We start from the raw sequence: 26565 nt of genomic DNA, 5'->3' as shown, positions 1-26565 counted from the left end.
ACATTGTAGGTTTATAGTTGAATGCATCTAATGTGATTTATATCAGAAACTCTTCCAGGCCTTTCGATACACAATCTTTTTACGTTCGGGTTATCGCTATCAGCTTTAATAATGAATGCCCCCGTTTGGTAGGGGTTAAGCGACTCCGTTGAGTGGCTCTCTAAATATAGCTGATCGATCGGAGCGTTAGGTGTTTGCTGTAAGCGCCAATTAAGTAAACTGATTTTTGCATCTAAATCTGATACGCGGTAGATATAGTCGTCATAAGCGGGCTTTGCGATTTGATGCAGAATCCAACCTGAGTAGTTACGGTATTTTTGTAGGAAGCTATCTTCTTTGGGAAGGTTTTCTTCCCAAGTTTCTGGTTTTATCTGCTCATGGGCTGGTAAGCGGCTAATGGCGCTGTAGGCTTTAGCGTATTCATATTGCTTATTGAGCATAATGTTTTTCTTAATCACGGCGCGGGCAACGATTCGATACCATTTGAAATCGTAATGATTCATGACGGCTGAACCTGACAAGAGCTCATAGCTCATGGCTTTTTCAAAATCCTTTTCTTCCTGCGTCAGGTTGGCGAAAGTCAGTGGAGTCCCAATTCGGTTGTGTGTGTAGAGTAAGTTATAGAACTCTAGACTTTGATTCATGATGGCGACATAAATCATTTTTTCTAAAATAGAGCCAGACTGGACGAGTTTTTGACGAGTCTGGTTCATTAGCGTTGAGAATTGTTGGTTAATAGTTTCGCCATTTTCTAAAGCTAGTAGGCTAATCAGCGTGATATTGTTGGCGTCAATGAGGTGTTGGTAGGAAGGAATACTTTTCCAGTTTGCCATCGGGTGCATCTGCTGATAATTCGGCATTTCTAGGAATTTGCTATAGCGTTTTTTAAGCAATTTATTATTGGTAACAAGCTCTTGCGCTTGTGATGGGTTGGCTAAAAGCGTTTCAAAACAATGCTTTATAAAGGCTCGGCAATAAGTACGGGGCTTATCGACAGGCAGCCCATTTTCTATACGGTAAACTTCGCCATAACTTGAGTTCTTTCTGGACTCTTCGACATTATCCACATCAAAGTCATCAACAGGTTGAGCTTTAACTTTTGCGTGGATCTCTTTGCCTAAACTTACTGGATCTTCTCCCTCAGGGGCCATCATGCCTAAAAAGTAGAAGTAGGCATCATTGTCGTTATGAATAGCTTGCTCAGTTTTTTCTTTCCAAGTTTTAGTTTCTGGCTTTAAGCTATCGTCGAATTGTAACAATACGACTAGTACAACTAAGACAGTAACGATAATGAGTGATGCTTTTTTCAGTAGTTTCACAAGATGCCTGCTGTTGGTATTAAAATGACACGAGAATTATGCCATTGCTACGCCTGCAATTCCAACGCCGATGAGTTGTAAAAGCCTAGAATTAAAGAGACTCTTCTTGAAATTATTATGCTCTGTGGCATAGTAAACGGATTATTACCTATCCCGCCTATTTGTATGTTCGAACCTAAAATGTATAGGTCTACTATATCCTTTATTGAATCTGAAGCACCGTTTTGTTTAGCCAATATTAATCGTGGAATTGAGAAGGAAAGTCTGCGTGTGACCCCTGATGGTTACTTGTCGAAAAGAGCTCATCCGAAAGAGTGGGGCTCGGCGCTAACCAATCAATATATCACCACGGATTATTCAGAGGCTTTACCGGAGCTGATAACGCCTGTTACCACAGGGCGTGAAGGCCCGCGTCAGTGGTTATTCGATATTCATAATTATATCTACCAGCACATGTACGATGAAGTTCTATGGGTTGGCAGTATGCCTTGTATTATGACCAAGGAAGAAGATGTTCCCTTGGCGAATTACGGTAGTTCGAATGTGGGTATGATGAAGCATATTTATCGTCGAGGTCTTGGCTATCGTTATGGACGTTATATGCAGACAATTGCTGGTGTTCATTACAACTTCTCACTGCCAGACGATTTTTGGCCAAAGCTACAAAGCCATTATGGTGATAATTCGGAACTTCAAACCTTTATTTCCGATCAATACCTGGCGCTAATTCGCAATTATTTGCGTTATTGTTGGTTGTTACCCTATTTATATGGTGCTTCGCCGGCGATTTGTAAATCTTTTACAAAAGGTGCGGGTGGGGAGTTTTTAACCGAAACTGAAGACGGTACCATGTATGGAGATTATGCAACGTCATTACGAATGAGTGATTTGGGCTACCAGAATAATGCGCAAGCAAAATTCTCAATTCGTCATAATGACTTGCATGAATATACCGCTGAATTAGAAAGGGCAATTCGGACTCCTGATCAGTTTTACAAGGAGTTGGGTGTGCGCGTTGATGGCGAGTATCGCCAGTTAAACGCAAACTTGCTTCAGATTGAGAACGAGTATTACGCCAAAATACGCCCTAAGCGTGTGATTAATAGTGGTGAACGTCCGACACAGGCGCTAAATCGTGCCGGTGTTCAGTATGTTGAGGTTCGCTCACTTGATCTGAATCCGTATGATCCTGTGGGCATCAGTCAGTCCCAGATTGACTTCTTGGATGTCTTTATGCTGTTCTGCTTGCTACAAGAGAGTAAAGACCAGTCGGATCGTGAGAACGCTGAGAATGATGAAAACTTCCGCAGAGTTGTCTATTTTGGGCGAAAACCAGAGCTTAACTTGCTCCGAAATAACCGCTCTTTGCCACTAAAAGAGGCAACTTTACAGATTTTTGAGGAAATGCGTCCGGTTGCAGTCTTGCTTGATAAATGTAACCATACGCGAGCTTATACCAAAGCACTATCGGAAGCCATTGAGATGGCGAACGATCCATCAAAGACCCTTTCTGGACGCTACTATAAGGATATCAAAAGTAGTGCTAAGGGGTATTTTGGCTATACGATGGAGCTTTCTGCGAAAGTTCAGCAGCAGTTTTTGTCACAGCCGGTTGAGCCGCGTGTTCAGCGCTTGTTTGAAGAAGAAGCTGAAAAATCGCTGGCAGAGCAGCAGGAGATTGAGCAGAACGAGACTCTTGGTTTTGAAGAGTATCTTGAGCAATATTTTGCTGAGTAGGTTGCTGGGCCAAACTAACTTAAATTTAAAGGGGTGTTATGGACTCTAGTAGTACAGAATTATTTAATATTTGGGGGATGTCAGTAGGCCCCATCGAAATTGCGTTCGGCATATACCTAATTTTTATGCTAGCAATCGGTGTTTGGGCCTATATGAGAACTAACGACTCTAGCGACTATATGCTAGGTGGTCGTGGCCTAGGTGGCGCAGTTACTGCTCTTAGTGCAGGCGCTTCCGATATGAGTGGCTGGATTCTAATGGGCCTTCCAGGCGCCATTTACTTCTCAGGGCTATCTGAGTCCTGGCTTGCGTTCTTCTTAGTCGTTGGTGCTTACCTTAACTGGAAGTTCATCGCTGGACGTCTCCGTTCTTACACTGAAATTGCCGATAACGCTTTAACCTTACCCGATTATTTCGCTGGTCGATTCCATGACGGCGGTAAGTGGTTACGAATTGCGGCGGTTGTTGTGATGATCGTTTTCTACGGTTATTACATCGGTTCAGGCTTAGTTGCCGGTAGTAAACTGTTCGAATCTAGTTTCGGCTATGATTACAATACAGCTCTTTTCGTTAGCACTATCGTTATCATCTCTTATACTTTCCTTGGTGGCTTCTTAGCTGTTAGTTGGACCGATTTCTTCCAGGGTTTAATCATTGCAATCTCACTAATCGTTGCGCCAATTGTATTGTTGGTCGAATACAATGGTTTAGCGGGTATTACAGAGGGTGTGAAGAACGCTGGCGAAGCCATGGGGAAAGAGAATCTTGCCAGTTTCACTGCAGGCTTGTTCGATGAAAATAACGCCTTCAAATGGATCACTTTCTTGTCGTTAATGGCATGGGGTTTAGGTTACTTCGGTCAGCCTCACATCCTAGCTCGCTTTATGGCGATTAAAAGCGTTAACACTGTGCCACAAGCGCGCCGTATCGGCATGACTTGGATGGCCGTATGTGTGTTAGGCGCTGTGTTTGTTGGTTTTGCAGGTATCGCCTACTTCGGTGGTGACTTTGCGGCTAGTGAATATAAGCTACTGACACAAGAGGAAGTGGCCGCTTTAAACACCTCTCAAGGGGCTGAAAAAGTATTCTTATTGTTAACACAGGCATTATTTAATCCTTGGTTAGCAGGTTTCTTACTAGCGGCAATTATGGCGGCAGTGATGAGTACCATTGACTCGCAATTGTTAGCAGTTTCAAGCTCGGTAACAGAGGATATTTATAAGCCACACCTGCGTCCGCAAGCATCTGAAAAAGAGTTGGTTTGGGTAAATCGCTTTGTGGTGATTTTAGTAGCTGCGATTGGTATCTTTGTAGCGCTTGGCGACAGCAAAAATGTTCTTAACCTAGTTGGACAGGCTTGGGCTGGCTTTGGTGCTGCCTTCGGTCCAGTTATCATTCTTTCGCTACTGTGGAAGCATATGACACGCCAAGGCGCGCTAGCGGGTATCATCGCTGGTGGTGCTTCGGTACTGATTTGGGACTACATTGGTAATAATACAGATATTGCGCTGTTTGGCTTGTATGAGTTATTGCCAGGCTTCATCATTGGCTTACTGGCTATTTATGTTGTCAGTAAAATGACCAAAGTATCTGAACAAACTGCAAATCAGTTTGACTGGTATAGTACTGAGTTTAAGAAGTATAAAAGCTAATATTTTATGTATTAGTCGCTAAAGTAAGTGGTGTCGTTTTAGTCATCGCTTGCTTTAGTCAGTTACAAAAACGCTCTTCTGGGGCGTTTTTTTATGCCTATAACTTGTTAATTCATTGATCTTGAGCAGGATTTGGCTTTATTGCTGTGATAAAGTCAATGTAAAGATTCTATTAACAAGGATTTAGTCATGTCTTATAGTCATATTGTTGTTGCTGTTGATCTACGCAAAGAAAGCACAAAAATCATTGAAAAAGCAGAAAGCTTACTTTCTAAAAATGGTGTTCTAGATTTATTGCATGTTGCTGAGCCGATCGATGCAGGTCTTTGGGCTGGTGCTCCTTTTGGGGCTGTCGTTGTAAACACGGAGGAGCTTGAGCAAGAAGCGATTAAAGCGAAGACTAAACGTTTACATAGACTTGCTGATATTTTTAACATCGCAACCAAGAACCATCATATTGAAATTGGTAAACCTTCTAGGATGATTAAGAAATTTGCCGACAAAAAGAACTGTGACCTTATTGTTATTGGCACCCACGGGCAGCACGGTTGGGAGTTATTGCTAGGTTCTACGGCAAATGGGGTATTACATGGTGCTCCGTGTGATGTGCTCTGTGTGCAAATGAAAGCTAAAGATTAACCGCTTGTTTACACCTGATTTCTCATAGGTGTGTATTTTCCTTTTACTAGGACTTTGTCCTTGTGCTCTCTTTGTTTACCCTGCCCGATTATACATTTATACGCGTATAACTTCCATTATACTTAAAATAACGGATATTTGATATTATACGTCTAAAGGTGTAATATTGATTGAGTTTTAGATGCCTAGAGCTTTAACCCGCAAAAAGGGGAGGTTGTAGATGAGTCAAAGGTCGAAGATAGAAAGCAAAAAATCACCACAAGTTGCTGTTATTACAGGCGATATCATTAATTCTCAGGCCATAGAGAGCAAGGTAGACTGGTACTCTGAACTACAGAGCCGATTGTCCCGGTTTGGCAATAGCCCAAAAGATTGGCAACTGTATCGAGGCGATAGTTTTCAGCTAGTCAGTTACCAACCTGAAAAAGCGCTGCAAATTGCTCTAACTTTAAAGGCAGCGTTAAAGCAATATAAAGAGTTGGATGTTCGTATGGCGATTGGTATTGGAAGCATAGAGCATCACCGTGATCAGGTGTTGCAGTCGAGCGGTGAAGCCTTTGTAAATTCGGGGAGAAAGTTCGATTCGCTCAAGAAACAGACACTTGCCTTGAAAACTCCCTGGAAAGAGTTTGATGAAACGATTAGTCTGTTAATCAACTTAGCACTATTAACCATCGATCATTGGGCTGAAACAAGTGCAGAGGTTGTTTTAGCACGGTTAGAACACCCCGAAACAACACAAAAAGACATCGCGGCGCTACTATCGATACCACAAAGTCGTGTTAGTGAGCGCTTATCGCGGGCTGGGTATGGGCCTATTATGGATGCTGAAAGGTATTATCGACAGACTATTTCTGAGAAGTTATTGGCCAGAGATTGTTGTCCAGAGACTAACAAAAAACAATTAATGAACAATTCATGACCTTACTATTATTAAAACTACTAATGGCTCACCTTATCGCTGATTTTTTAATTCAGCCGGTTTCATGGGTTAAAGACAAAGAGCAAAAAGCATATCTGTCAAAAAAGCTACTTTTACATACCTTGGTGCACGCAATGCTATATGCCATGGCTTTTTCTTTTGCACCTCAATTTTGGCTTGGTTGGATCATTCTCGTCATTTCGCACTACCTAATCGATGGAGGTAAAGCCATTGGTAATCGAGCTTTGGGGAAAAGCTTAGATGCCGAAAAGTCACTGTTCTTTAATCACCGAAGTCTATTTTTAGCGGATCAGTTCATTCATGTGGTGGTGATAGTGGCAGTTGTCGGTTATTACTACCCAGGCCTTTATGAGGTCTCTGTTAACCATGAGCAGTTCTGGCTCATGGCGATAGCGTTATTGTTACTGACGCGAGTTTCTTCTATCATCATTAAAGTGTTAATTTCACGTTGGACGCCGTTGAATGCCGATCAGCCTGGTGAAACGAACCATTCACTGGCCAATGCGGGGAGCTATATTGGCTTTTTAGAGCGATTATTTATTTTTGTCTTTATTGTGACTAATCACTGGGAAGGCGTTGGTTTCTTGTTGGCAGCAAAGTCTGTATTCAGATTTGGCGATCTCAAAGAAGCTCATGATCGCCGCTTAACCGAATATATCCTAATTGGTACCTTGCTCAGCTTTGGCTTAGCCATCGCTATTAGTCTGGGTTATGAGGTTGTCCGTGATTTTATTTAATCAGCATCCTCAATGAGATCATTGAAATCTGCTTTGTAATCGCTGAGAAAGTCTATGAAATTATCAATTTGCTCATCGGATAAAGAATTAAAAAGTTGGATCAGGTGAGCTTTAAAGACTTGTCTGTTTTGTTCTCGAATCTTCTTAAGCTTGGCTGAACTGAGTTGACGTGGTTTGTGCATTAAGCTGTAGAGGGCTTTTTGTCCAGACTCAGTGCGACGCTCTTGTAGCGCCAGCTGGAAAGCCTGACGCCAATCAGCTAAATACTCACTGCGTAGCTCGAAAGTTGGCTGAGTCTTCTGGACCATTTGCGTAATGATGTCTTCCTGCTCTGGAGTAAGATCATCAAACCACTCATCGTAATAGTCTATAGCCTCTTCAAGCTCTTCTTCAGCACGGTCTTCTTGGTCCTTTTTGCGAAATTCCTTGGCTTGCTCTTTTGCTGAATGATTAATGTTCTTCATCAATTCATCAACTTGCTCATCTGTTAACTGAGAGAGTTCAGACACAGCGTCATCTAAGACTTGATCTAAAATGGTCTGATAAAAATTAAATATACGATCACTATAACTATCGTAGGTTTGCTCCAGGTTCCGATTTCTAAGATCCTCAGAGAGATCGTCAATAAACTGATTGTAGCGGGGAAGTTGAGTGGTGCGATGCCAATAGGCGTGCTTATCAACCAGCTTTTCGATGCGCTCTTCTTGGACTGAAGTTAAGGTTACATAATCATCCGCATACCAAGTCGAAAGCCAGGCGATGCGGTTATACCAAAATTGTAAACCACAACCCTGTAGGGTAAATAGCGTGAGCGCGACAATGATAATCCTGCTTGATAACTTCAAATGAAAACTCCTCAGTACTGGTTCTATTAAACTAGGCTCTTAGTCACCAATATGCAAATCAATAATGTTTCTGGATATGAATAATACCGTAAATTACTGAATATTCTGTGAATGTTTGCGATTGACCTAGATTTACGATTGTTTGTGACGATTTGAAGTAATAAACTGAACTCTGTTTTAAAGGACTTATATCAAGTGCGCCAATTAATTGAAAATGCAGAGGATTTCATGAAAATAGTACAAACAAAACGATCAGGACTAAAAAAGGTCGTAGTGGCTTCATTAGCTTGGGGCTTATTGCTGACAGGGTGTTCCGAGTCTGATAACAAAAGCACAGCGACACCAAGCTATAAGGTAGAAACACTAACAGAAAGCGCATGGCTTTATAGTTCATTGCCAGAAAACACCATTGCTTATGCTCGAGTGCCTAATTTGTGGTCGGGCTTTTCTGCTAAGGACGATAGCTTTAAATATGCTTTAGGCAATGAGCACCATGTTGCCGCCATGAAGCAAATCCAAAAAGGGCTGTATGAGAATATTATCAGCCAACTAGAGCAACCAATTAAACCGCTCGCCGAATTTTATGCTAAGCACACTACTGGGCCTTTAGAGCTCGCTTTTGTTAGCCAAAGTGGGCAGCCCGTTATATACGCAGGCACTAGTCTGGATTATGTAGACGACACCAGCTTTAGCCAAGCTATTGAGGCATTAGTTCAAGGACTACCCAACGCCAACATCATGCCGCAGGACGATAAAACTAAGGGTATTGTAAGCTTTGGGCCGGGCGTTGCTGTTTATTATTCTTATGATACGGATAACCAGCGTTTAACGATCATTAGCGGCATGGGGGCTTCTGTGACCAGCCTCGAAAATGCCGCCGCTTCGATTAAAACTAACGATAAGCATGAAATGCTAAAGCTAGAAGCTGATATCGACGCGAGCCATCAAGGCTTATTTGCTTGGGCTAGCCCCAAAAACGCTATGCCGTTTTTACAAATGGGTATGTCACCTAAACAGCTTAAAGAGTTAAAAGAGTTTGGAATTGATCAAGCGAAAGGTTTAGCTTTGGGCTATGGCGTGAGCAGTGGTAAAACCCGCTTGAAGCTTTTGCTTGATATGCCAAAAGTTGGCATCAATCGCTTCTTTCCTGAAGTCAGCAATACTATTAACGTTAAATCTGTGGGCACACCAAAGTGGGCCGCATTCATGTCTTTACCAACCTCTGAGCAAGCTGAACATCTTGTAACGAGCTTGCAGCAAGTCGGCGCTGACAATATCGAATCATGGGACACGATTAATCAACAAGCGCAGAAAGAGCTGGGGGTTAGCGTTACAACCTTGTTAGACACCTTCGGGCCAGAGGTTGTGTTTTTTAAAGATCAGGTGGGAACCTTTGCGGCCGTGGCTTATAACCCAAATGATATCAAGGCATTGCTATCAAAGGCCCAAGAAAACTTTGACATCGAGCACCAGGTTTATAATAAAAATGATCAGGAAATTCACCACTTGTCGGTATCTTTTGTTGAGAAGTCTTTCGATGCTTCAAAAGGCGCTCCGATATTGGGAGCTGAGTTAGCGAAAAATTATCGTGAAAACTACTTCTGGACGATTGAAGGGGAAAACATTGTTTTTGCCTCAATTCCACAATTGCTTCTGGAAAGAAAAAAGCGCACAGCAGAAGTAGAGGTAGCCGAGTGGCTTTCGAGCAAACAAGGGTATGATGCTAATAGTGCATTACTTGGGTTGACGGCTTCTGTCGATGGCTTGTCACGCAATAGCTATCATTATTACATCGAGTTCTTGATGATTTTAGCGGATATCACCCAGGCTGATATTGATCTTATGGCGTTACCGACAGCTGACGAATTAGGCTTCCCAGAAAATGGGGCTGTAGGACTGAACTTACGTTCGGATAAAGATGTACTCGGTCTTGAGTTTACCTTTGAGAACGGAGGCACAGACTTACTTTACGGCATGGGCTCAACCAGCTCGATTGCGGTCATTGGTATATTAGCGGCGGTGGCAATTCCAGCCTATCAAGAATATGTACTTCGTGCTGAAATGTCTTCTGGAGTTTACGCGGCTGAAGGGATTAAATTACAAATCTCACAAGCGCTAGTTAATGGTGCTAAAGTTGAAGATTTGGATAATGGCTATGACACAATCCAACAAGCACATGAATATGAAAACTCGATAATAGAGAAAATCGTCGTTAATGACGGTGTGATTACTTTGTTCTTTAAGAACAAAGCTTAGGTTACGGCCCACAAACTATTGTTTATGTTCCAGTGTTTGAAGGCGACTATATTAGTTATTGGGACTGCTCTGGCGGTACTGTGGCGCAAAAATATCGCCCTAGTCTTTGTCGATAATTTCTACAGCGAAAAATTATCAGCCTATAAAAAAAGGTGAGCAAATGCTCACCTTTTTTATATCTTAAAATCGTATTAAGCAACGATATCAAGCAACTCGATGTCGAAAATCAATGCTTGGTATGGGCCGATTGCACCACCAGCACCACGCTCGCCATAGGCAAGGTTGTATGGAACATACAGTTTCCACTTAGAGCCCACAGTCATCTTCTGTAGTGCTTCAGTCCAGCCAGGGATTACACCACCAACTGGGAATTCGGCTGGTTCGCCACGCTTATAAGAGCTGTCGAATTCTTGGCCATTAACTAACGTACCCGCATAGTGTGTTTTAACGGTAGAGTCAGCCGTTGGAATGTCGCCTGAACCTTCTTTAATGACTTCATACTGTAAGCCACTGTCTAGCACAGTCACTTCTTCACGCTTAGCGTTCTCAGCTAGGAAAGCTTCGCCTTCAGCCGCAAACTCTTTCGCTTGTTTAGCATTTTCTTCTTCCACGATCTTTTGGATCTCTTGGAAAGCAGCGTTGAGTTCTTCGCCTGGGATTTGTGATTCTTTACCAGCGAAGGCATCTTGAATACCTGCAATCACTGCGTCGATGGCTACGCCAGGAAATGCGCCGCTTACTTGCTGGCCCATTTGAAGGCCGATACCGTATGAAGCTTTTGCTTCAGTTGTTGAAAAGTCAGTAGTTGACATAATGTCTCCAAAAAGGTGTCTAAGGTGTACAGATGGGGGCCTTTTGCGAAATTTAAACCTAAAGTTGCCCGATCTACAAAAAATTAATAAAAAAGCATCAAACATGGCTAGTATCAACAGTGTGTTTTGGCATAATACGCAGTCTAAATATAGCGGGCCTTGGCGTTTTATGTGGTTTAAAAACTGTTTTATATATTATCTCAGCTCAAAGTTTGAGCATTCTCAAGATTCACTCGAAGAAAGCCTTAATAATCAAAGCTTTAAAGAAATAGGCCGGCAAGAAACCGATGCTTTTGGTTGGGTTTCACCGTTAGGTCGCGGTTATGATAGCTTGGTTTACGGCGCCAATAGCGCTTATTTGCTAGCGATGCGTAAAGAGCAAAAAGTTATCCCTGCGAGCATGGTCAAAGAAGCGTTAGAAGACAGAGTTGCCCAAATCGAGGAAGCGGAAGGCCGCAAAGTCTATGGCAAGGAAAAAGCCAACCTTAAAGATGATATATTGAGCCTTCTAAAGCCTAAGGCTTTAACCAAGTCCAGTCATACCTATGGTTATATTGACACGCGTCACGAGCTATTGGTGGTGAACGCCGGTAGCGCGAGCGCCGCTGATGCCTTTGTCGAGCTGTTGATAGAGTCACTTGGAACGCTAGGTGCAGTTCGCTTAATGGGCGAAGAGAGCCCTGGCTCTATTATGAATCAGTGGGTACTAGGCGATTTATCTGAAAACTTACAGCTTACTGGCCAGTTTGATCTGCAAGATCCGAAAGATGATAGAGTGATTAAAATCAAGGGCGAGCAGGACTTAGAATTAGTGAAAGAACTACTAAATGATGGCTTTTGGGTACAAAAGATGGGTATTCGTCGCGCCGAAGAGTTCAGTGCAGTATTAAGTAGTGACCTATCACTGAAAAGCATTAAGTTCGATGATGAGCTACTTAAAGAGAATGACGAAATCGATTCTCAGGACAAGATCGCACGTATAGATGCTGATTTTGTGTTGATGACGCAAACTATGGCACAATTCATTAAAGAGTTGATGCAACACTTCAAAGTCAATACGGACAAAGAATGATAGAGCACGATAAAACCCTAACAACTGAACAAAAAGCCTTAACGGTAAATTTAGATAAGCGTCAGTACGGCACCTTTGTAGAAATTGGTGCAGGACAGGAGGTGGCTCGTCAGTTTTTCTCAGCAGGTGCTGCCGCTGGAACCGTAGCTAAAACCATGTCTGCTTATGATATGCAGGTTAGTGACGACATCTATGGTAAGGCAGGGCGCTATGTGAGCCGTGAGCGTTTGGAGCAAATGTTGGACTATGAGTACAACCTGCTACACAAGCGTTTGGATGCGGTACGTCCTGAAGAAACCTTGTATTTCAGTTATGCCGCGACGGTTACGGCGAAAAGCTATAGCCAGAAAAACGAGTGTCACGGTTGGGTTGGAATACGTTTGCAACTAGAGCCCGGCGCTCCATCAAGTGAAATTTTGATGCACGTACGGATGCTTGATGATACCAACCGCGAACAATCTGAAGCGCTTGGGATTTTAGGGGTTAACGTGGTTTATGGCGCGTTTAACTACCACCAAGAGCCCAAAATCTTTATCGAATCCTTGCTCGATAACCTGATTAATCCGTTTGGTCAAAAGCGTATCGAAATTGATTTGATTCACTTTTCTGGTCACCACTTTGCTGATGTTGAAAATCGACTAATGAATTTACACTTGGTACGTTCATGGTGTTGTCGTGCAGTAATGTTTGATCCGAAAGGCGACTCAGAAGTACCGATGAGCTTGCTTCGTAAGAAAGATGTTTTGGTCATTCGTGGCTCTTTTAAACCGCCAACGAAAGTCCATGTGGATATGACCGAAGCGGCCATGCAGCAATTCTTAGAAGAGGATGGCGTCGAAAAAGATAAGGTTTGTACGGTTGCCGAAATTACCATGGCGGAGCTTGATACGGATATTGAAACCGAGGATGAAAACTTTTTAGCGCGTGTCGACCTCTTGAATAAGCTGGGCTACAACGTACTCATTTCAGATTACTTGCGATTCTTTAGATTGCGCTCATGGATGCGTCGTTATACCCAAAATCGAATTGGCATAGTGCTTAGTATTCTAGACTTTGATCAGTTGTTTGATGCCCAATACTATAAAGGATTAGAAGGCGGTATTCTTGAAGCGATGGGCAAGCTCTTCTCTGGCAATACCAATGTTTATGTTTATCCAACACGTAGTGGTGATAAGTTGATAACGCTGGATAATGTCGAAGTAGAGGATAATGCGCAGTATCTCTTAAAGCACTTACGACATAACCGACTTCTGGTGCCAATTGAAAACTGGAATGATGAGAATCTTCATATATCTGCTCGCCATATCGCTACCAAAATTCCACTGGGTCAAGGTGACTGGGAACAGCAGATCCCCGAAGAAATTCGACAAATCATCAAGGATAGATGTATGTTCGGCTACTGCGAGCTACCGAAAAAGTAGGAGTCCCAGAAAACAAGATCCTGAGTCAAGCTCAGGATGACAAGACTGTGGGGTGAATAGACTCCTAGATAGAGCGAAAGCGCATTATGTGCCGTAAAGGTTTCGCAATACACTAAACTCGTTATAAGGTCATCCTGACGAAAGTCAGGATCTCGATAAAGGAAGTCGTATAGTTAGGATGAAATTGTATTATGTGCCGTAAAAGTTTCGCAATACACTAAACCCGTTATAAGGTCACCCTGACGAAAGTAAGGATCTCGATAAAGGAAGTCGTATAGTTAGGATGGAGCTGTATTATGTGCCGTAAAGGTTTCGCAATACACTAAACCTGTCATAAGTGTCATCCTGACGAAAGTCAGGATCTCGATAATGGAAGTCGTATAGTTAGGATGGAGCTGTATTATGTGCCGTAAAGGTTTCGCAATACACTAAACCTGTCATAAGTGTCATCCTGACGAAAGTCAGGATCTCGGTAAAGGATTACAAGGAGCACAAGTAATGAAGGAATATTATGTGTACATTCTAGCATCTAGAAAGGATGGAGTTCTGTACATAGGAGTGACAGGGGATTTACTTAAAAGAATATACCAACACCAGCAGGGAGCTATAGAAGGCTTTACAAAAAAGTATCAAGTAAAGAAGTTGGTTTATTTTGAATCTTGTAACAATATCAATGTTTGTCTGAATAGGGAGAAACAATTAAAAGCTTGGCGTCGTGACTGGAAAGTTGCGCTGATCGAGGCGAACAACCCAAACTGGAATGATTTATCTGACGGTTTATATAATTAATTATGACGAAATCACACTGTCCTTGCGGTAAAAAGATTAACAACACTCTTATGAAATACGATGAGTGTTGTCAGCCGTTACACCTTGGTCAAGAAGTCGCAAAGACTCCTGAGCAATTAATGCGCTCGCGTTACAGTGCTTACTACCACGGGTTGGGGCAGTTTATCTATGATACCCACCATAGCGATTACCGCGGCAATACCACACCGGAAGAGTTTTCCGACAGTGCTAAAGCCACTAACTGGTGCCACTTAGAAGTTATTAATAGTTCGCAGCAGGAAAGTTCAGGGACCGTTGAGTTTAAAGCCAGTTTTATCGATAAAGATAAGTTACACACCTTTCATGAAGTGTCGAACTTCGTCCTCGAAGGCGGCCTATGGTTATATACTGACGGTGACTTTAAACCTAAAACTACGACTAAAATAAACCGAAACGAATCCTGCCCGTGCGGTAGCGGCTTAAAAGCAAAGCGCTGCTGTATTTAATTTCTCCTTTTCTAAACCTTTTTCTTTTTTATGACATCTAATGTAAATTAGATGAATCAAATAAATGGGGAAAAGGAATGATTCAAGTCAATGCTTTAAACAAGCGCTTTGGAAGTATTCATGCAGTTAAGGACATTTCACTGGAAATACCGGCAGGCCAAATATTTGGTCTATTAGGACCCAATGGAGCTGGTAAGAGCACCAGCATATCGATAATGACTGGACTAATTGGTTGTGACTCAGGGAGTGTTACTCTAGACGGACTGAATCCGCAGTCAAAAAAAGCTCGATTAAAAATTGGCTTAATCCCCCAGAGTATCGCCTTGTATGAAGAACTTTCCGCTCTCGATAATCTCAGCTTTTTTGCTTCGCTTTACGACATACCTAAAAAAAAGATTTCAGAAAAAATGGAGTGGGCGTTAGATTTTGTTGGTCTTTCTGATCGAGCTAACGATCGTGTGTCGCAGTTTTCTGGTGGCATGAAACGTAGACTCAACCTAGCAGCATCGATACTGCATGACCCTGATTATATCTTTATGGATGAACCGACCGCTGGCGTTGACCCTCAGTCACGTAATAAACTGTTTGAGAATGTCTTAAAACTAAAAGAGTTGGGTAAAACTGTGATTTACACAACTCACTACATGGAAGAAGCGCAAAAGCTGTGCGACAAAGTTGGTATTATTGATCATGGCCAGTTATTAGCCCTTGGTACGGTCGATGAATTATTGAGCCGTTATGGTGGCGACACGAAGGTCAGCATTAGCTCTGAGCAGGGAGTAAAGCACTTTGAGTCAGGAGATGTTTCTAAGGACCTAATAGAGGCATTAAAAAACAGTAATAAAGTCTACGATATTTCGATGAACCGTCCAGATTTAGAAACTGTATTTTTGAATTTAACTGGCCGTCAATTAAGGGATTAAAAGGGAGTAGCGATATGAATAAAATTTTAGCGTTAATGAAAAAAGATTTTAAGCTGCTTTTCCGTGACAAGATGGCGGTCTTTTTTACCTTTGTATTCCCTTTGGTTTTTGCTTTTATCTTTGGCTCTATCTTCTCGGGTGATGGTGGTGGCTCAAAGGCACTAAAAGTGGCTGTGGTTGATCTTGACCAAACTGAGCAATCAAAAGCTTTTGTCGAGCAAATCAGCGAGGCAGATGAGTTTACCGTTACTCTTTCTACGGAAGAAAAAGCTAAAGACTTGGTACGACGCGGTAAGCGTGTTGCTTACTTTATCTTGCCTAAAGGGTTTGGTGAGGATTACAAAGGTGTCTTTGCCGGTAGTCCCCCAGAGGTTTTAGTCGGTATTGATCCTTCACGAAAAGCAGAAGCCGGCTACTTAGAAGGCTCCTTGATGAAGCTTGGCATTAATCGATTTGAGCAGGCCTTTTCCGATCCTACGGCAATGACTGAACAACTAGATGCTTCTATCGCACAGATTCAAGATAATGATGATATCCCCGAAGAATGGAAATCGCTACTCAATGATTACTTACCAAAGATGAAAGAACTGACGGCTCAAGAAATAGGAAGCGGCGAAGGCTTTGGCTTTGGTGGTGAAGAGGGCGCAGAAAACCCAATGATGCCACTTAAAGTTACGAAACAGGAAGAAGTCGTTAAACGTTCAGGGCCACAAAATGCTTTCGCTATCACTATTCCGCAAGGAGTTATTTGGGCCATTATGGGGTGCGTTATTGGTTTTGCCATTAGCATCGTACAAGAAAAGACCTTAGGCACCATGAGCCGACTTATCGTAGCACCTATCAGCAGAACCCAAATTGTTGCAGGTAAAGCGCTCGGTTGTTTTGTCGCACAAATTGCTGTAGTCACACTACTTTTTGTCGTAGCTTATTTTATCTTAGGAGTCCGCTTTAACTTGCCAAAACTTATGTTAGCAGCGGTTGCATCGGGAATTTGCTTTGTTGGTCTTATGATGTTCTTTGCGTCATTGGCTAAAACGGAGCGTTCAGTTGCTGGTATTACTAATGCCTTCTTATTGATGATGGGAATGGTGGGTGGTGCCATGATTCCGTTGTTCGTTATGCCGGGGTGGATGCAGGCGATCAGTAACTTCAGCCCTGTTAAGTGGGCAATTGTGGCTTTTGAAGGTGCTATCTGGCGTGACTTTAGCTACGGTGAAATGATGACTCCAGTGTTAATTTTGATTGCTATCGGCGTAGTCGCTTTTATTTTAGGGACGCGCATGGTAAAACTTGAACAAGCGTAATTTAAATAGAAAAATCATTAATGAGTACACTTGATTCATTACAAAACCAGATCGATGAACTGCAAGCAAAAGTAGCCTTTCAAGACGATACGATTGATCAACTAAATCGTATCGTTACTAAGCAAGACGAAGTGATACGACTGTTGCAGTCTAAGTTTTCAATTATAGGCGACAAGATTCAAGATATTGAGTCGAATCTGCCAAACAAACCTTTTAATCCGAATGATGAGGTACCGCCACATTATTAAGTAGTAGCCATATGGCGGTGACCTCACTGATATTACCTGTAAACAGGAGGTTATCTTGGCTAAAGGTCAGAAGAGCATCCAATACCGTATTGAAAAAGACAGCATGGGCGAGGTCAGAGTACCGAAAGATGCGCTCTACGCTGCACAGACTCAAAGGGCTGTGGATAATTTTAATATCAGCCCTTTAACCCTTCCCAAAGATTTCATTCGACAAATTGTATTAATTAAACAAAATGCAGCAGAGACCAATCATGAGCTTGGTTTGTTGTCCAAAAATAAAAAACAGGCGATAGTCAAAGCGACCAATCAGATTCTCGATAAAAAGCTTATCAACGCCGACAACTTTCCGATAGATGTTTTTCAAACCGGCTCCGGTACTAGCACTAACATGAACGTTAATGAAGTGGTGGCACATTTAGCGTCGAGTTCTCGAGTTAAGATTCACCCGAACGATGATGTAAATATGGGCCAAAGCAGTAACGATGTTATCCCCACGGCTATCTCGATGATGGCGACAGAACAAATCGTTAAGCAATTAACTCCTGCTTTAGAAAGTTTGATAAAAACCATTAAAACCAAAGGGCAATCGTTAAAGTCGGTGGTTAAAACGGGGCGCACACACTTAATGGATGCCATGCCTTTAAGTATGCAGCAGGAGCTTTCAGGCTGGGCTTACCAAGTCGAACTGTCTTTAAAAAATATAAAGAGTTTAGTGCCTCAAATTAGCGAGTTGGCTCAAGGCGGAACAGCCATTGGAACAGGTATTAATAGTTCGGCAAAGTTCAGAACTCTTTTTGCTAAAAACCTTAAATCTAAAACAGGCTTGCCGTATAAAAAGTCTGGCAATGCTTTTGCTAGCATAGCCGGTCAAGACTCTAGCGTTGCGGTTTCAGGCGCTCTCAACACCTTTGCTACGGTGTTAATGAAGATTAGTAATGACTTGCGCTGGATGAATAGTGGGCCAGTCAGCGGCCTTGGTGAAATTCGCTTAAAAGCCATTCAGCCAGGTAGCAGTATTATGCCGGGGAAAGTAAACCCTGTTATTCCCGAAGCAGTAGCCATGGCTGCCGCGCAAGTAATGGGGAATCACACGGCTATTACCGTAGGTGCCCAAGCTGGCAATTTCCAGCTTAATGTGATGTTGCCTATGATTGCTTATAACTTACATCAATCACTTGAGTTAGCGGCTAACTCGTCTCACCAGCTCGCTGAAACCATCAAAAACTTCGAAGTGAACCAAGAAGATCTTGAGCAACTTCTTAGTAAGAATGCAATTTTAGCGACGGCGCTTGCCCCTGAGGTGGGCTATGAAAAAGCATCTGAAATTGTTTATAAAGCTCGCCGCGAAGAGCGCAGTATATTAGATGTATCGATAGAGTTAACCAATTTATCGAAGTCGGAACTAGAGAAGATACTGGATCCTAAAAAGCTGATATAACTAAACTTATGCGATTTAAATTGGTCTAAAAATAATGTGGTGAGTATAATTTTATGCGTACCACATTCTTGCAACACAGCCTCGCAATAGAGGCTAAAGAAGAGGTGTTGGTATGCTAAAAAAGTTTGTGTTCTTTAGAGCCACTTTGGGCTCTCTCATAATTGGTTTAGTCATTTCCGCAGAAACCAGCGCTGTGGAAATTGGCCCTAAATTAATCTCTGAGGTTCCGCCGGATCAAGTCTATAGTGAAGTCGAGATACTGGCTATTAAAGACAGCGTAGTAAAAGAGTTTAAAAGTGGTGGCCAAAATAGCCTTACAAAAGAGTATGTGCTGTATCAAGAAATTAACTCGCTTGATCCCAAAAGCCTTACAACAGAGCAATTAAGCTTTTTAAAAAATAACTCTAAGCACCAAACTGAAGCATTTAAGCGTCATCCAGAGGGGCCCATCGCAGTTCCTGTCTTTGATATCGCTTCTTTAGCAAGGTATAAATTATTCCTGCATCAAGTAGAGTTAGAAAAAGAACAGCTTAACCCCATCTTTAATTCAAGCCTTTCTACTTTTGCGCAAAAGAGCTTAAAGTCGCCAGCAACTATTCGGGCTTCTAAGGCGCTGCTTGTTGAGTCGAATGATTTGTCTTTGCTTGATATTGAACTATTAATCAATAGCTACAAGGCAGCTAATCATGAAGGCGCACTTTCTTTGCTATTCACTTTAGTAGAGCAAAAGCAAAGTTTAGAAGCAGCTAAAGCAGTTCTTCAGTCAAGTTTTCAATCACCACTCAAGCACCAACTACTGAGTAACCTAGATAAGTATTTTAGTGCGGAGCAGCGTGAAACCTTACTTCGTGAGCACATTAGCGCAAAGTCAAAACTGTCGTCACAAGCCTTAGCAGAGTACGGCAAGTTACCTCAAAGCGTGATTAAAACAGAACTGCTTTATGACCAATTGTCAGATCCGACTTTAGGCGCGAGTAGCGCATTTGCCTTGGCGAATGTATTGAAGAAATCTTCCGATGTTTCGATCTTAAAAAGTCATTTGCAGCAGAAGAAAAAATCTAGACTCCATACGGCTAATACGCTCTTAGCACTAAAGTTTGCGGATACTCCTGCTTCCAAGAAGCTACTGCAAGAAGCGTTAGAGCGGGACTATGTGCAGTTTGATGATATGAAAGCGGAGGTTAAGACATGGTTAAAGTAATAGCAGCTTTAGTGGGCTCCGCTTTAATAATGGCGCCTAGTTCAGGTCAAACAGAAGTCCTAAACTATACTGAAAATACTAATTCCAGTAATCAACTTGCTATCGGTTATCCGGTTCCAGTCCCCGTAGATTCGCTAACTGCTGTAGATGGCTTCCGCAGTTATGACAGCTTGCATAGCCAACACCAATCGTTAGCAGTAACTCACGCTGAAATCCGCAGTAGCGTTGTTGGTCAAACTCATAACGGACGCGATATCTACGCTTACCGTTTTGGCGATAGTGATAACCTAACCAATACAGGCCTCACTGAGCCAGCGTTTTTAGTCAACGGTACGATTCATGCACGCGAATGGCAAAGCCCTGAAGTGGTGACTGAGCTTATGGAGCAGCTGGCCGAGAAAAAAGCCGACCAGAGCATGGTGCAGTACTTACTGGATAATACCAATATCGTTATTTTGCCAGTCATGAATATCGACGGCTTTTTACAGACGCAACGTTTCCCTACCCAAGTCACTCAGTCTCCTGGCACTAACGCGAGTTCGACGCCATCGCAAAAATTTGCAGAGCCACGCGACGGGCGTATGCGCCGAAAAAATATGCCGAATGTGGATGAAGTGTTATCGACCGAAACAGACCGTTTGCGTGGTGTTGACTTGAACCGTAACGGAGAGACTTTCTTTGGTGTTCAACCTGACAATAGCTCTCCTAATAGTTTGATATATGGCGGACCATCGGCACTTTCAGAGCCCGAAACACAGGCGCTATTATCGGCAGCTGCGTTAGGACCAAGAAACCGTCTGCGTTTTTATCAAGACACTCACTCCTTTTCACGAGTGCTTTTTGTACCACAGCCGAATAACAGTCGCCGTAATGTCATTACCAACGCCTTAGCGGGTAAGTTTCAAAGCGCAACTCAGGCACAAGGCGCTAACTACTTCCCTGTCATAAACCAGCAAGGTAGTGGTATCCCAACCACCGCGGATTATTTCGCCTATACCGACCTAATTCCTACTTGGACTTTGGAAATTGAACCCCCTCAAGGCTTTGCCAATGAGCCGAGCGGTGGAGCATTTTATGGCGGGACTGGCGCTAGTCACTCAGGCTTTATTATGCCGGATAGTGAGATCGCGCGAACCCGTGATCAGCTAGCCGTTGCTCAGCTTTTAATGTTTTATCATCAAGCGGGGCCAGCCCATGTGACCAAAGTTCAACTAGTTGATGCCAGTGGTAACGACGTCTACGCGGCAACATGGAGCGGTGGCGCTAGTAGAAGCCTTAACGTAGCGACAAATAACACTCTTGAGGGGGGCGAAACATATACTCTCTACGTCAGCTTTAGTAAACCGATGCGCATTCGTAACTCTTCTGGCGCAATTACTCAATACTCAGGCCAGTCAGTTACTCTATCGCCTTCGGTGACCATTACTGGTAACGGTGGCAGTGGTGAATTCACGCGCACCATCAGCGTTGCTAATAATAATTGGTTAAATCAAGACGTCGATGGTTACAGCTTTGATACGTATTTTGACGATGCCTTCAAAGTCGATTTCACCTTACCCACAGATATTCCAGTTAGTGCCAACACCGGAAACACGGATATTCGAATTAATATCAGCGTGCAAGATCTCGCTGGACTGTCTTTAGATGCTAACCCTACCACTGCTGTAGATTGGAGCGGAGGCGCCTGGACCAATTATGAAAATTCAAACGGCCAAGCTGGCGATACAGGTGGCGCCGACGCTTCTTATCAGTTAAAAGTCTCCAACCAAAACTTAACCCTAACAGCACCAGAATCTCGTGGCGGTGGTGGCGGCAGTATGAGCTGGTTGCTATTAGGTCTATTAGCAATCTTTAGTGTTGGACGTTATAAGCGGAAGTTTAAAGGAATTAATTAGCTTTAAGAGCTTCCGCTTGCGGCTTTAATGTTAGAACTATTCTCGAGTTCTTTTTCTAAGCTCTTTTATTAAGAGCTTTTTTTTTGAAGATCTTTGCGGTTAATGACAAACGTATTACCGATGGCGATCAAAACAATGCCAAATGCAACGCTGTAAGTCCACTGGAAGCCCTCAAATAGGGTTGAGATGATGAGGGCTACTGCAGGGAATAGGACTACGGCGTAAGATGCTTTGTGGACCCCAATACGTCGAAGCAAGGTTAAATAGCAACCAAAAGCGAAGACTGAGCCGAAGAGTGATAAATAGACCAAACTAACGGTGTATGACCAAGATAGGTTATAGGTGACCTCTTTTCCTTGAGCGAGCCCCACTAACAAACTAAACAGCGCACCATAGGCCATACCATAGGTGTTCATTTGTATCACAGGCAGATCATATTTCTGTGTTTGTACCGACACTAGATTTCCAACCGATGCCGCCAGAACGCCTAAAATCGCCAGCGTTAAACCGAGCGCGGTTGCATTCTCGAAGCTAAAGTTGACTAGCTCATCCCAGAAAATTAGCACCATTCCTACTAACCCTAAAGCCGAACCGATGCTCAGTCGCATAGTGATAGGCGTTTTGAAAAATATCCTTGAGTTAATAATGTTGACGATTAAGACGAAGGAGAAGATAACCGAAGCCATGGCTGAGGTGAGGTAAACCTGAGCATGATAGAGCAACATATAATTTAAACCGAACATGCAGGTGCCGAGTAAAACCAACCATATGTGCTTCTTGAGATTAAACTTAAGCGGCAACTTTTTGACCAGGCAATAGAGCCATAATAGCAATGCAGCTAAAGCAAAACGGTAGAAAGTCGAATACTCGTGAGCGACGCCCTCCAGTTGATACTCAATAGCAAACCAGGTGCTCCCCCAAATTAAAACGCACAGCGTATAGAGAACACTGGTGGACATCAGAAACTTCATAAACGGACTCAAAGGCTTTTAATGTGCAGATGATGCCATAGATGGTAGAATTCTGTCGAACATTTTACTGATTGGATTGGCATGCAAAAACGAGACGTAATTATTATCGGTGCTGGGGCAGCTGGGCTTATGTGCGCTATCAGCGCAGGTAGCCGTGGCAAATCTGTGACGGTGCTCGATCATGCCAATAAAGTCGGTAAAAAGATTCTTATGTCAGGAGGCGGCCGTTGTAATTTCACCAATTACTACACCGAGCCTACAAACTTTTTATCAGAAAACGAACATTTCTGTAAATCCGCCCTGAGCCGCTATACCCAGTGGGACTTCATCAGCCTAGTGGAAAAGCATGAAATTCCTTACCATGAGAAAAAGCTTGGGCAGTTATTCTGCGATAATAAAGCTAAAGATATCGTAAACATGCTATTGGACGAATGCTCTGACGTGGGTGCTGATGTAAGGACTCACTGTAGCATTGATAAAGTTGAAAAAACGGACAAAGGTTTCTTATTAACCTCAAGCCAAGGCAAGTGGCAGTGCCAGTCTTTAGTTATAGCGACAGGCGCTTTATCCATTCCAACCATGGGCGCTACCGGCTTTGGTTATGATATTGCGCGCCAGTTCGGACTAAAAGTATTACCGACTAGAGCGGGGTTGGTTCCCTTTACCCTAACGCCTAAGTTACTCGAAGACTTTGAAGGTCTATCCGGCACCTCTGCTGATGCTCTTGTTAGCTGTAATGGTGTTAGTTTTAGGGAAAATATACTGTTCACCCACCGTGGATTAAGTGGCCCTTCTATTCTGCAAATATCGTCTTATTGGGAACCTGGCGATGCCGTTGAAATCAATCTTTTCCCTGATATCGACCTCTATCAGACTTTAAAGTCAGTGCAACAAGAGCGCCCAAAGACTCATATCAATACGGTGCTGGCAGAAACTTTGACCAAGAAGCTTGCGGATAGGCTGACTGAGCTTTGGTTCAGTAGCTACAAAGAAAAACCGCTAGCGGAACTCTCCAACGAAGCGCTCCAAACAATCGCGACGCAGTGCCAAGCATGGCAACTCAAGCCCACAGGAACCGAAGGTTACCGCACCGCAGAAGTCACTTTAGGCGGCGTTGATACCGATGAAGTTTCTTCTAAAACATTTGAAGCTAAGAAGGCACCAGGGCTACATTTTATCGGGGAAGTATTAGACGTCACTGGTCATTTAGGCGGCTTCAATTTCCAATGGGCATGGGCCTCTGGTCATGCATGTGGGCAGGAGCTATAAAGGCAGTTTAGTAATTACCAGCTGGCAGGATCAACATTATAAAACTGTTGTAACTGTTGATAGAGTTCTCGGTGCTTCAGGCGTAAATCTTTGGGGCGTTCAAAAAAGACTTCGCTAGAGACAGCGAAAAATTCGGCAGGGTTTGTTGCCCCGTATTTATCAATAAGCGTGGATTCGCCGCGCTGAGTCTGTCGACGCAGTTTCTCAAATTCTGACGATAAGACTTTTGACCACTTCTTATAGCTATGGCCTTTGCCGAGTGGTGGCGCACCGTTAGTTGCGCCTGACTCACCATCAAGCTGATGGGCAAACTCATGGATCACTAAGTTATGACCATCCTCAAAATCAGCACCGCCACTGGCGGAATCCTGCCACGATAAGATCACTTTTCCACGATTCCAAGACTCGCCTAAAATAACGCGCGAATCACGCTGATTAACACCGGAACCATCTTGAATGGCGCGGTTGGTGATAAACGCAGCGGGGTAAATGGCAATGGTTTGCAGGAACGGATAATACTGGGTATTGCGGTTTAATAATAACAAACACGCTTGAGCGGCGATGGTTACCCGAACTTCATCGGTTATTGGCTGATCTTGGTGCCCAACAAACTGCTTCTCTGACAAGAAGACTTTCATCTTATCCTTGAGCTGTAATTGCAGATCCGCAGGCATCTTATAAAAGAAGCTAAGATTCTTGCGTAAAATTTGTCGCCATTCTTTAGGGAAGGGTTGTTCAATAATCGCTTTTCTTTTTAGACGTCTTCGATAGCTTGAGGTCGCTATCCATACGATTAAACCCGCACAGAACAATAGAAAAATATAAAACGCGACCATGAGCAGTTCTCTTTTGATTTTGATAATAGAGGTATTGGGTTTAAAACTATTATTTCAAGATAACCTACCATATTGGTATGGTAGACTCTTAATCCTAAAAGGCTAATCGAAGCTAAAAGCTTGAAGAAGTTAAGCCAATTAGGGTATAAATCAGGTTTACTTATTTTGGGGATAATTAATGAACAACGAACAGGCGCAGCCCACAGGGGTTATTGCACGTTTTTTAAACGGAATTGAACGTGTCGGAAACAAACTTCCTGATCCAGCCATTATATTTTTGGTGGCTATGATAACGATTTGGATTTTATCTTGGTTATTTTCGGGCGTTGATTTTTCAGCGATTGATCCAAGAACCGGCGATCCGATTGCTATCAAAAATCTATTAACAGGGGACTCAATAGCGAATTTCTTGTCATCCATGGTCAAAACCTTTACCGGCTTCGCGCCTCTAGGTGTGGTTTTAGTGGCTATGTTGGGTGTTGGTGTTGCAGAGCACTCAGGCTATATCAATACTGGTATTAAGCTGATGCTGAAAAGAACCCCTAAAGCACTGCTGACACCAATGATTATCCTTGTAGGTATTGTCAGCCATACGGCGACAGACGCTGGTTATGTTCTTGTGATCCCTTTGGCGGGTGTGATTTTCTACGCTATGGGTAGGCACCCTCTAGCGGGCATCGCGGCTGCTTTTGCCGGCGTTAGTGGTGGCTTTAGTGCAAACTTTATCCCTTCAGGTATTGACCCGTTATTACAAAGCTTCACTCAGAGCTCGGCTCAGATTATCGAGTCTGGAATGCAGGTTAACCCTCTAAATAACTATATCTTTACCTCTGCTTCAAGTGTCTTCATCATTCTAGTCGGTTGGTATATAACCGACAAAATCATCGAGCCTCGCCTACAAAAAACAGCTGTAGATGGTGATACTGATGATTTACCAGAGTTCGAAACCGTTACAAAAAAAGAAAAGCTTTCTTTCTATCTAGCAACGTTTGTAATGATTGCTGGTTTAGGGCTACTCGCTTGGGCTTCCTTGATTGAGGACTCGCCATTAAGCGATGACGGCTCTTTAACAAAATTCTCTGCTCCTTTGATGCAGTCTATTGTTCCTCTCATCTTCTTACTGTTTTGGATTCCCGGTGCGATTTATGGTTTTGCTTCGGGCACATTCAAAAAGTCCAAAGACATGATTGATGCTATGACCAAAGCGATGGGTGGCATGGCGTACTATGTTGTTATGGCGTTTTTCTGTGCGCTTTTCATTTCAGCATTCGCACAATCAAACTTAGGCGCACTTTTAGCGATTGAAGGCGCACAGGTGTTAAAAGCCTTATCATTACCGAGCGGTGTTACCGTCATTGGTATTATCTTCTTAACCGCCTTCGTAAACCTATTTGTGGGTTCTTCGTCGGCAAAGTGGGCGCTACTGGCTCCAATTTTCGTACCTATGTTAATGCAGTTGGGCATTTCTCCAGACTTAACGCAGGCTGCGTATCGTGTGGGTGACTCAAGCTCAAACATCATTACGCCGTTAATGCCTTACTTCCCGTTAGTTGTTGTATATTGCCAGAAGTACGTTAAAGATACGGGGATCGGTACGCTAATTGCGATGATGTTACCGTTCTCAATCGCCTTCCTAATCGGTTGGAGTTTGTTCTTGTTGGCTTACTGGGGCTTAGGCATTCCTCTAGGTATTCAATCAAGCTACACCTTTGGATAGTGAGCAAAGCATAACGACAAAAAAAGGAGCCAGCAGGCTCCTTTTTTATTGTCTAG

General features: G+C 43.1%; 23 protein-coding genes. 18 read left to right on the top strand and 5 right to left on the bottom strand.

The genetic code is table 11. The features are described 5' to 3' along the window. Nucleotides 1-11: 11 nt before the first annotated feature. Complete coding sequence (locus ABD128_RS03905; protein WP_343986844.1) at nucleotides 12-1319, bottom strand: hypothetical protein; 1308 nt, start codon at nucleotides 1317-1319, stop codon at nucleotides 12-14. Between the two features lie 180 nt (nucleotides 1320-1499). Between ABD128_RS03905 and gshA the strand changes: the two genes are divergently transcribed. The 5 genes from gshA to ABD128_RS03880 all read left to right on the top strand — a co-directional run bounded on the left by gshA (nucleotide 1500) and on the right by ABD128_RS03880 (nucleotide 7027). Continuing rightward, entirely contained in the window at nucleotides 1500-3056 is a 1557-nt protein-coding gene (gene gshA, locus ABD128_RS03900; protein WP_343986841.1) for a glutamate--cysteine ligase, read from the top strand. Nucleotides 3057-3094: 38 nt separating this feature from the next. Continuing rightward, the gene (gene putP, locus ABD128_RS03895; protein WP_425545672.1) at nucleotides 3095-4708 is read left to right on the top strand and encodes a sodium/proline symporter PutP; all 1614 of its coding nucleotides are present in this window, start codon (nucleotides 3095-3097) and stop codon (nucleotides 4706-4708) included. Between the two features lie 189 nt (nucleotides 4709-4897). Further along, nucleotides 4898-5347: a universal stress protein gene (locus ABD128_RS03890; RefSeq protein ID WP_343986838.1), complete on the top strand. Its 450-nt coding sequence runs from the start codon at nucleotides 4898-4900 to the stop codon at nucleotides 5345-5347. A gap of 220 nt (nucleotides 5348-5567) precedes the next feature. Next, nucleotides 5568-6269 (top strand): SatD family protein, encoded by a 702-nt coding sequence (locus tag ABD128_RS03885; RefSeq protein ID WP_343986835.1) that lies wholly within the window; start codon nucleotides 5568-5570, stop codon nucleotides 6267-6269. Continuing rightward, nucleotides 6266-7027 (top strand): DUF3307 domain-containing protein, encoded by a 762-nt coding sequence (locus ABD128_RS03880; RefSeq protein WP_343986832.1) that lies wholly within the window; start codon nucleotides 6266-6268, stop codon nucleotides 7025-7027. The genes ABD128_RS03885 and ABD128_RS03880 overlap by 4 nt, the downstream gene beginning before the upstream one ends. On the opposite strand, the gene ABD128_RS03875 is transcribed toward ABD128_RS03880, so the two are convergent. Then, nucleotides 7024-7872, bottom strand: coding sequence for a DUF6279 family lipoprotein (locus ABD128_RS03875; RefSeq protein ID WP_343986829.1), 849 nt, complete (start codon nucleotides 7870-7872; stop codon nucleotides 7024-7026). The genes ABD128_RS03880 and ABD128_RS03875 overlap by 4 nt on opposite strands. Nucleotides 7873-8100: 228 nt before the next feature. Between ABD128_RS03875 and ABD128_RS03870 the strand changes: the two genes are divergently transcribed. Then, the gene (locus ABD128_RS03870; protein WP_343986826.1) at nucleotides 8101-10128 is read left to right on the top strand and encodes a pilin; all 2028 of its coding nucleotides are present in this window, start codon (nucleotides 8101-8103) and stop codon (nucleotides 10126-10128) included. Nucleotides 10129-10319: 191 nt separating this feature from the next. Here the strand turns inward: ABD128_RS03870 and bamJ are convergent, their stop codons facing one another. Then, nucleotides 10320-10940 (bottom strand): BamJ family beta-barrel-assembly machinery protein, encoded by a 621-nt coding sequence (bamJ, locus tag ABD128_RS03865; protein ID WP_343986823.1) that lies wholly within the window; start codon nucleotides 10938-10940, stop codon nucleotides 10320-10322. A 103-nt stretch (nucleotides 10941-11043) separates the two neighbouring features. Here bamJ and ABD128_RS03860 point away from each other — a divergent pair, with 103 nt between their 5' ends. The 10 genes from ABD128_RS03860 to ABD128_RS03815 all read left to right on the top strand — a co-directional run bounded on the left by ABD128_RS03860 (nucleotide 11044) and on the right by ABD128_RS03815 (nucleotide 21716). Continuing rightward, entirely contained in the window at nucleotides 11044-12012 is a 969-nt protein-coding gene (locus ABD128_RS03860; RefSeq protein ID WP_343986820.1) for a recombination-associated protein RdgC, read from the top strand. Next, nucleotides 12009-13433 (top strand): TonB-dependent receptor, encoded by a 1425-nt coding sequence (locus tag ABD128_RS03855; RefSeq protein WP_343986818.1) that lies wholly within the window; start codon nucleotides 12009-12011, stop codon nucleotides 13431-13433. The genes ABD128_RS03860 and ABD128_RS03855 overlap by 4 nt, the downstream gene beginning before the upstream one ends. 498 nt (nucleotides 13434-13931) lie before the next feature. Continuing rightward, on the top strand, nucleotides 13932-14222 hold the full coding sequence (locus tag ABD128_RS03850; protein ID WP_343986816.1) for a GIY-YIG nuclease family protein: 291 nt from the start codon (nucleotides 13932-13934) through the stop codon (nucleotides 14220-14222). Nucleotides 14223-14272: 50 nt separating this feature from the next. After that, entirely contained in the window at nucleotides 14273-14707 is a 435-nt protein-coding gene (locus ABD128_RS03845; protein ID WP_343986814.1) for a YchJ family protein, read from the top strand. Between the two features lie 77 nt (nucleotides 14708-14784). Beyond that, on the top strand, nucleotides 14785-15630 hold the full coding sequence (locus tag ABD128_RS03840) for an ABC transporter ATP-binding protein (protein WP_343986811.1): 846 nt from the start codon (nucleotides 14785-14787) through the stop codon (nucleotides 15628-15630). 14 nt (nucleotides 15631-15644) lie between these two features. Then, the gene (locus ABD128_RS03835) at nucleotides 15645-16934 is read left to right on the top strand and encodes an ABC transporter permease (protein ID WP_343986808.1); all 1290 of its coding nucleotides are present in this window, start codon (nucleotides 15645-15647) and stop codon (nucleotides 16932-16934) included. 20 nt (nucleotides 16935-16954) lie between these two features. Further along, a complete protein-coding gene (locus ABD128_RS03830) occupies nucleotides 16955-17182 on the top strand; it encodes a SlyX family protein (RefSeq protein ID WP_110198920.1) in 228 nt (75 codons plus the stop codon). A gap of 103 nt (nucleotides 17183-17285) precedes the next feature. Further along, the gene (locus ABD128_RS03825; RefSeq protein ID WP_343989343.1) at nucleotides 17286-18620 is read left to right on the top strand and encodes a class II fumarate hydratase; all 1335 of its coding nucleotides are present in this window, start codon (nucleotides 17286-17288) and stop codon (nucleotides 18618-18620) included. 112 nt (nucleotides 18621-18732) lie between these two features. After that, nucleotides 18733-19821, top strand: a complete 1089-nt coding sequence (locus tag ABD128_RS03820) for a hypothetical protein (protein WP_343986785.1) — start codon at nucleotides 18733-18735, stop codon at nucleotides 19819-19821. Next, nucleotides 19809-21716 carry a M14 family metallopeptidase gene (locus ABD128_RS03815; RefSeq protein ID WP_343986782.1) on the top strand — a complete coding sequence of 636 codons (1908 nt, stop codon included), beginning with the start codon at nucleotides 19809-19811 and terminating at the stop codon, nucleotides 21714-21716. Before ABD128_RS03820 ends, ABD128_RS03815 begins: the two co-directional genes overlap by 13 nt. A 68-nt stretch (nucleotides 21717-21784) precedes the next feature. Here the strand turns inward: ABD128_RS03815 and ABD128_RS03810 are convergent, their stop codons facing one another. Next, nucleotides 21785-22687: a DMT family transporter gene (locus ABD128_RS03810; protein WP_343986778.1), complete on the bottom strand. Its 903-nt coding sequence runs from the start codon at nucleotides 22685-22687 to the stop codon at nucleotides 21785-21787. Nucleotides 22688-22768: 81 nt separating this feature from the next. On the opposite strand from ABD128_RS03810, the gene ABD128_RS03805 reads away from it, so the two are divergent. Further along, nucleotides 22769-23956 (top strand): BaiN/RdsA family NAD(P)/FAD-dependent oxidoreductase, encoded by a 1188-nt coding sequence (locus ABD128_RS03805; RefSeq protein ID WP_343986775.1) that lies wholly within the window; start codon nucleotides 22769-22771, stop codon nucleotides 23954-23956. A gap of 14 nt (nucleotides 23957-23970) precedes the next feature. On the opposite strand, the gene ABD128_RS03800 is transcribed toward ABD128_RS03805, so the two are convergent. Further along, nucleotides 23971-24792 carry a M90 family metallopeptidase gene (locus tag ABD128_RS03800; protein WP_343986772.1) on the bottom strand — a complete coding sequence of 274 codons (822 nt, stop codon included), beginning with the start codon at nucleotides 24790-24792 and terminating at the stop codon, nucleotides 23971-23973. A 178-nt stretch (nucleotides 24793-24970) separates the two neighbouring features. On the opposite strand from ABD128_RS03800, the gene ABD128_RS03795 reads away from it, so the two are divergent. Next, nucleotides 24971-26509 carry an AbgT family transporter gene (locus ABD128_RS03795; protein WP_343986769.1) on the top strand — a complete coding sequence of 513 codons (1539 nt, stop codon included), beginning with the start codon at nucleotides 24971-24973 and terminating at the stop codon, nucleotides 26507-26509. Nucleotides 26510-26565 lie beyond the last annotated feature (56 nt).

It is taken from the genome of Kangiella japonica (genome assembly GCF_039523535.1).
GTDB classification, from domain to species: Bacteria; Pseudomonadota; Gammaproteobacteria; order Enterobacterales; family Kangiellaceae; genus Kangiella; species Kangiella japonica.
This window is presented reverse-complemented; position numbering and strand designations above follow the sequence as displayed.

Bases quoted from the DNA above. Each gene is read 5' to 3' on its own strand.
- gshA (WP_343986841.1), top strand. From the start codon at position 1,500: ATGTATAGGTCTACTATATCCTTTATTGAATCTGAAGCACCGTTTTGT.
- putP (WP_425545672.1), top strand. From the start codon at position 3,095: ATGGACTCTAGTAGTACAGAATTATTTAATATTTGGGGGATGTCAGTA.
- ABD128_RS03890 (WP_343986838.1), top strand. From the start codon at position 4,898: ATGTCTTATAGTCATATTGTTGTTGCTGTTGATCTACGCAAAGAAAGC.
- ABD128_RS03885 (WP_343986835.1), top strand. From the start codon at position 5,568: ATGAGTCAAAGGTCGAAGATAGAAAGCAAAAAATCACCACAAGTTGCT.
- ABD128_RS03880 (WP_343986832.1), top strand. From the start codon at position 6,266: ATGACCTTACTATTATTAAAACTACTAATGGCTCACCTTATCGCTGAT.
- ABD128_RS03870 (WP_343986826.1), top strand. From the start codon at position 8,101: ATGAAAATAGTACAAACAAAACGATCAGGACTAAAAAAGGTCGTAGTG.
- bamJ (WP_343986823.1), bottom strand. From the start codon at position 10,940: ATGTCAACTACTGACTTTTCAACAACTGAAGCAAAAGCTTCATACGGT.
- ABD128_RS03860 (WP_343986820.1), top strand. From the start codon at position 11,044: ATGGCTAGTATCAACAGTGTGTTTTGGCATAATACGCAGTCTAAATAT.
- ABD128_RS03855 (WP_343986818.1), top strand. From the start codon at position 12,009: ATGATAGAGCACGATAAAACCCTAACAACTGAACAAAAAGCCTTAACG.
- ABD128_RS03850 (WP_343986816.1), top strand. From the start codon at position 13,932: ATGAAGGAATATTATGTGTACATTCTAGCATCTAGAAAGGATGGAGTT.
- ABD128_RS03845 (WP_343986814.1), top strand. From the start codon at position 14,273: ATGAAATACGATGAGTGTTGTCAGCCGTTACACCTTGGTCAAGAAGTC.
- ABD128_RS03840 (WP_343986811.1), top strand. From the start codon at position 14,785: ATGATTCAAGTCAATGCTTTAAACAAGCGCTTTGGAAGTATTCATGCA.
- ABD128_RS03835 (WP_343986808.1), top strand. From the start codon at position 15,645: ATGAATAAAATTTTAGCGTTAATGAAAAAAGATTTTAAGCTGCTTTTC.
- ABD128_RS03830 (WP_110198920.1), top strand. From the start codon at position 16,955: ATGAGTACACTTGATTCATTACAAAACCAGATCGATGAACTGCAAGCA.
- ABD128_RS03825 (WP_343989343.1), top strand. From the start codon at position 17,286: ATGGGCGAGGTCAGAGTACCGAAAGATGCGCTCTACGCTGCACAGACT.
- ABD128_RS03820 (WP_343986785.1), top strand. From the start codon at position 18,733: ATGCTAAAAAAGTTTGTGTTCTTTAGAGCCACTTTGGGCTCTCTCATA.
- ABD128_RS03815 (WP_343986782.1), top strand. From the start codon at position 19,809: ATGGTTAAAGTAATAGCAGCTTTAGTGGGCTCCGCTTTAATAATGGCG.
- ABD128_RS03810 (WP_343986778.1), bottom strand. From the start codon at position 22,687: ATGAAGTTTCTGATGTCCACCAGTGTTCTCTATACGCTGTGCGTTTTA.
- ABD128_RS03805 (WP_343986775.1), top strand. From the start codon at position 22,769: ATGCAAAAACGAGACGTAATTATTATCGGTGCTGGGGCAGCTGGGCTT.
- ABD128_RS03800 (WP_343986772.1), bottom strand. From the start codon at position 24,792: ATGGTCGCGTTTTATATTTTTCTATTGTTCTGTGCGGGTTTAATCGTA.
- ABD128_RS03795 (WP_343986769.1), top strand. From the start codon at position 24,971: ATGAACAACGAACAGGCGCAGCCCACAGGGGTTATTGCACGTTTTTTA.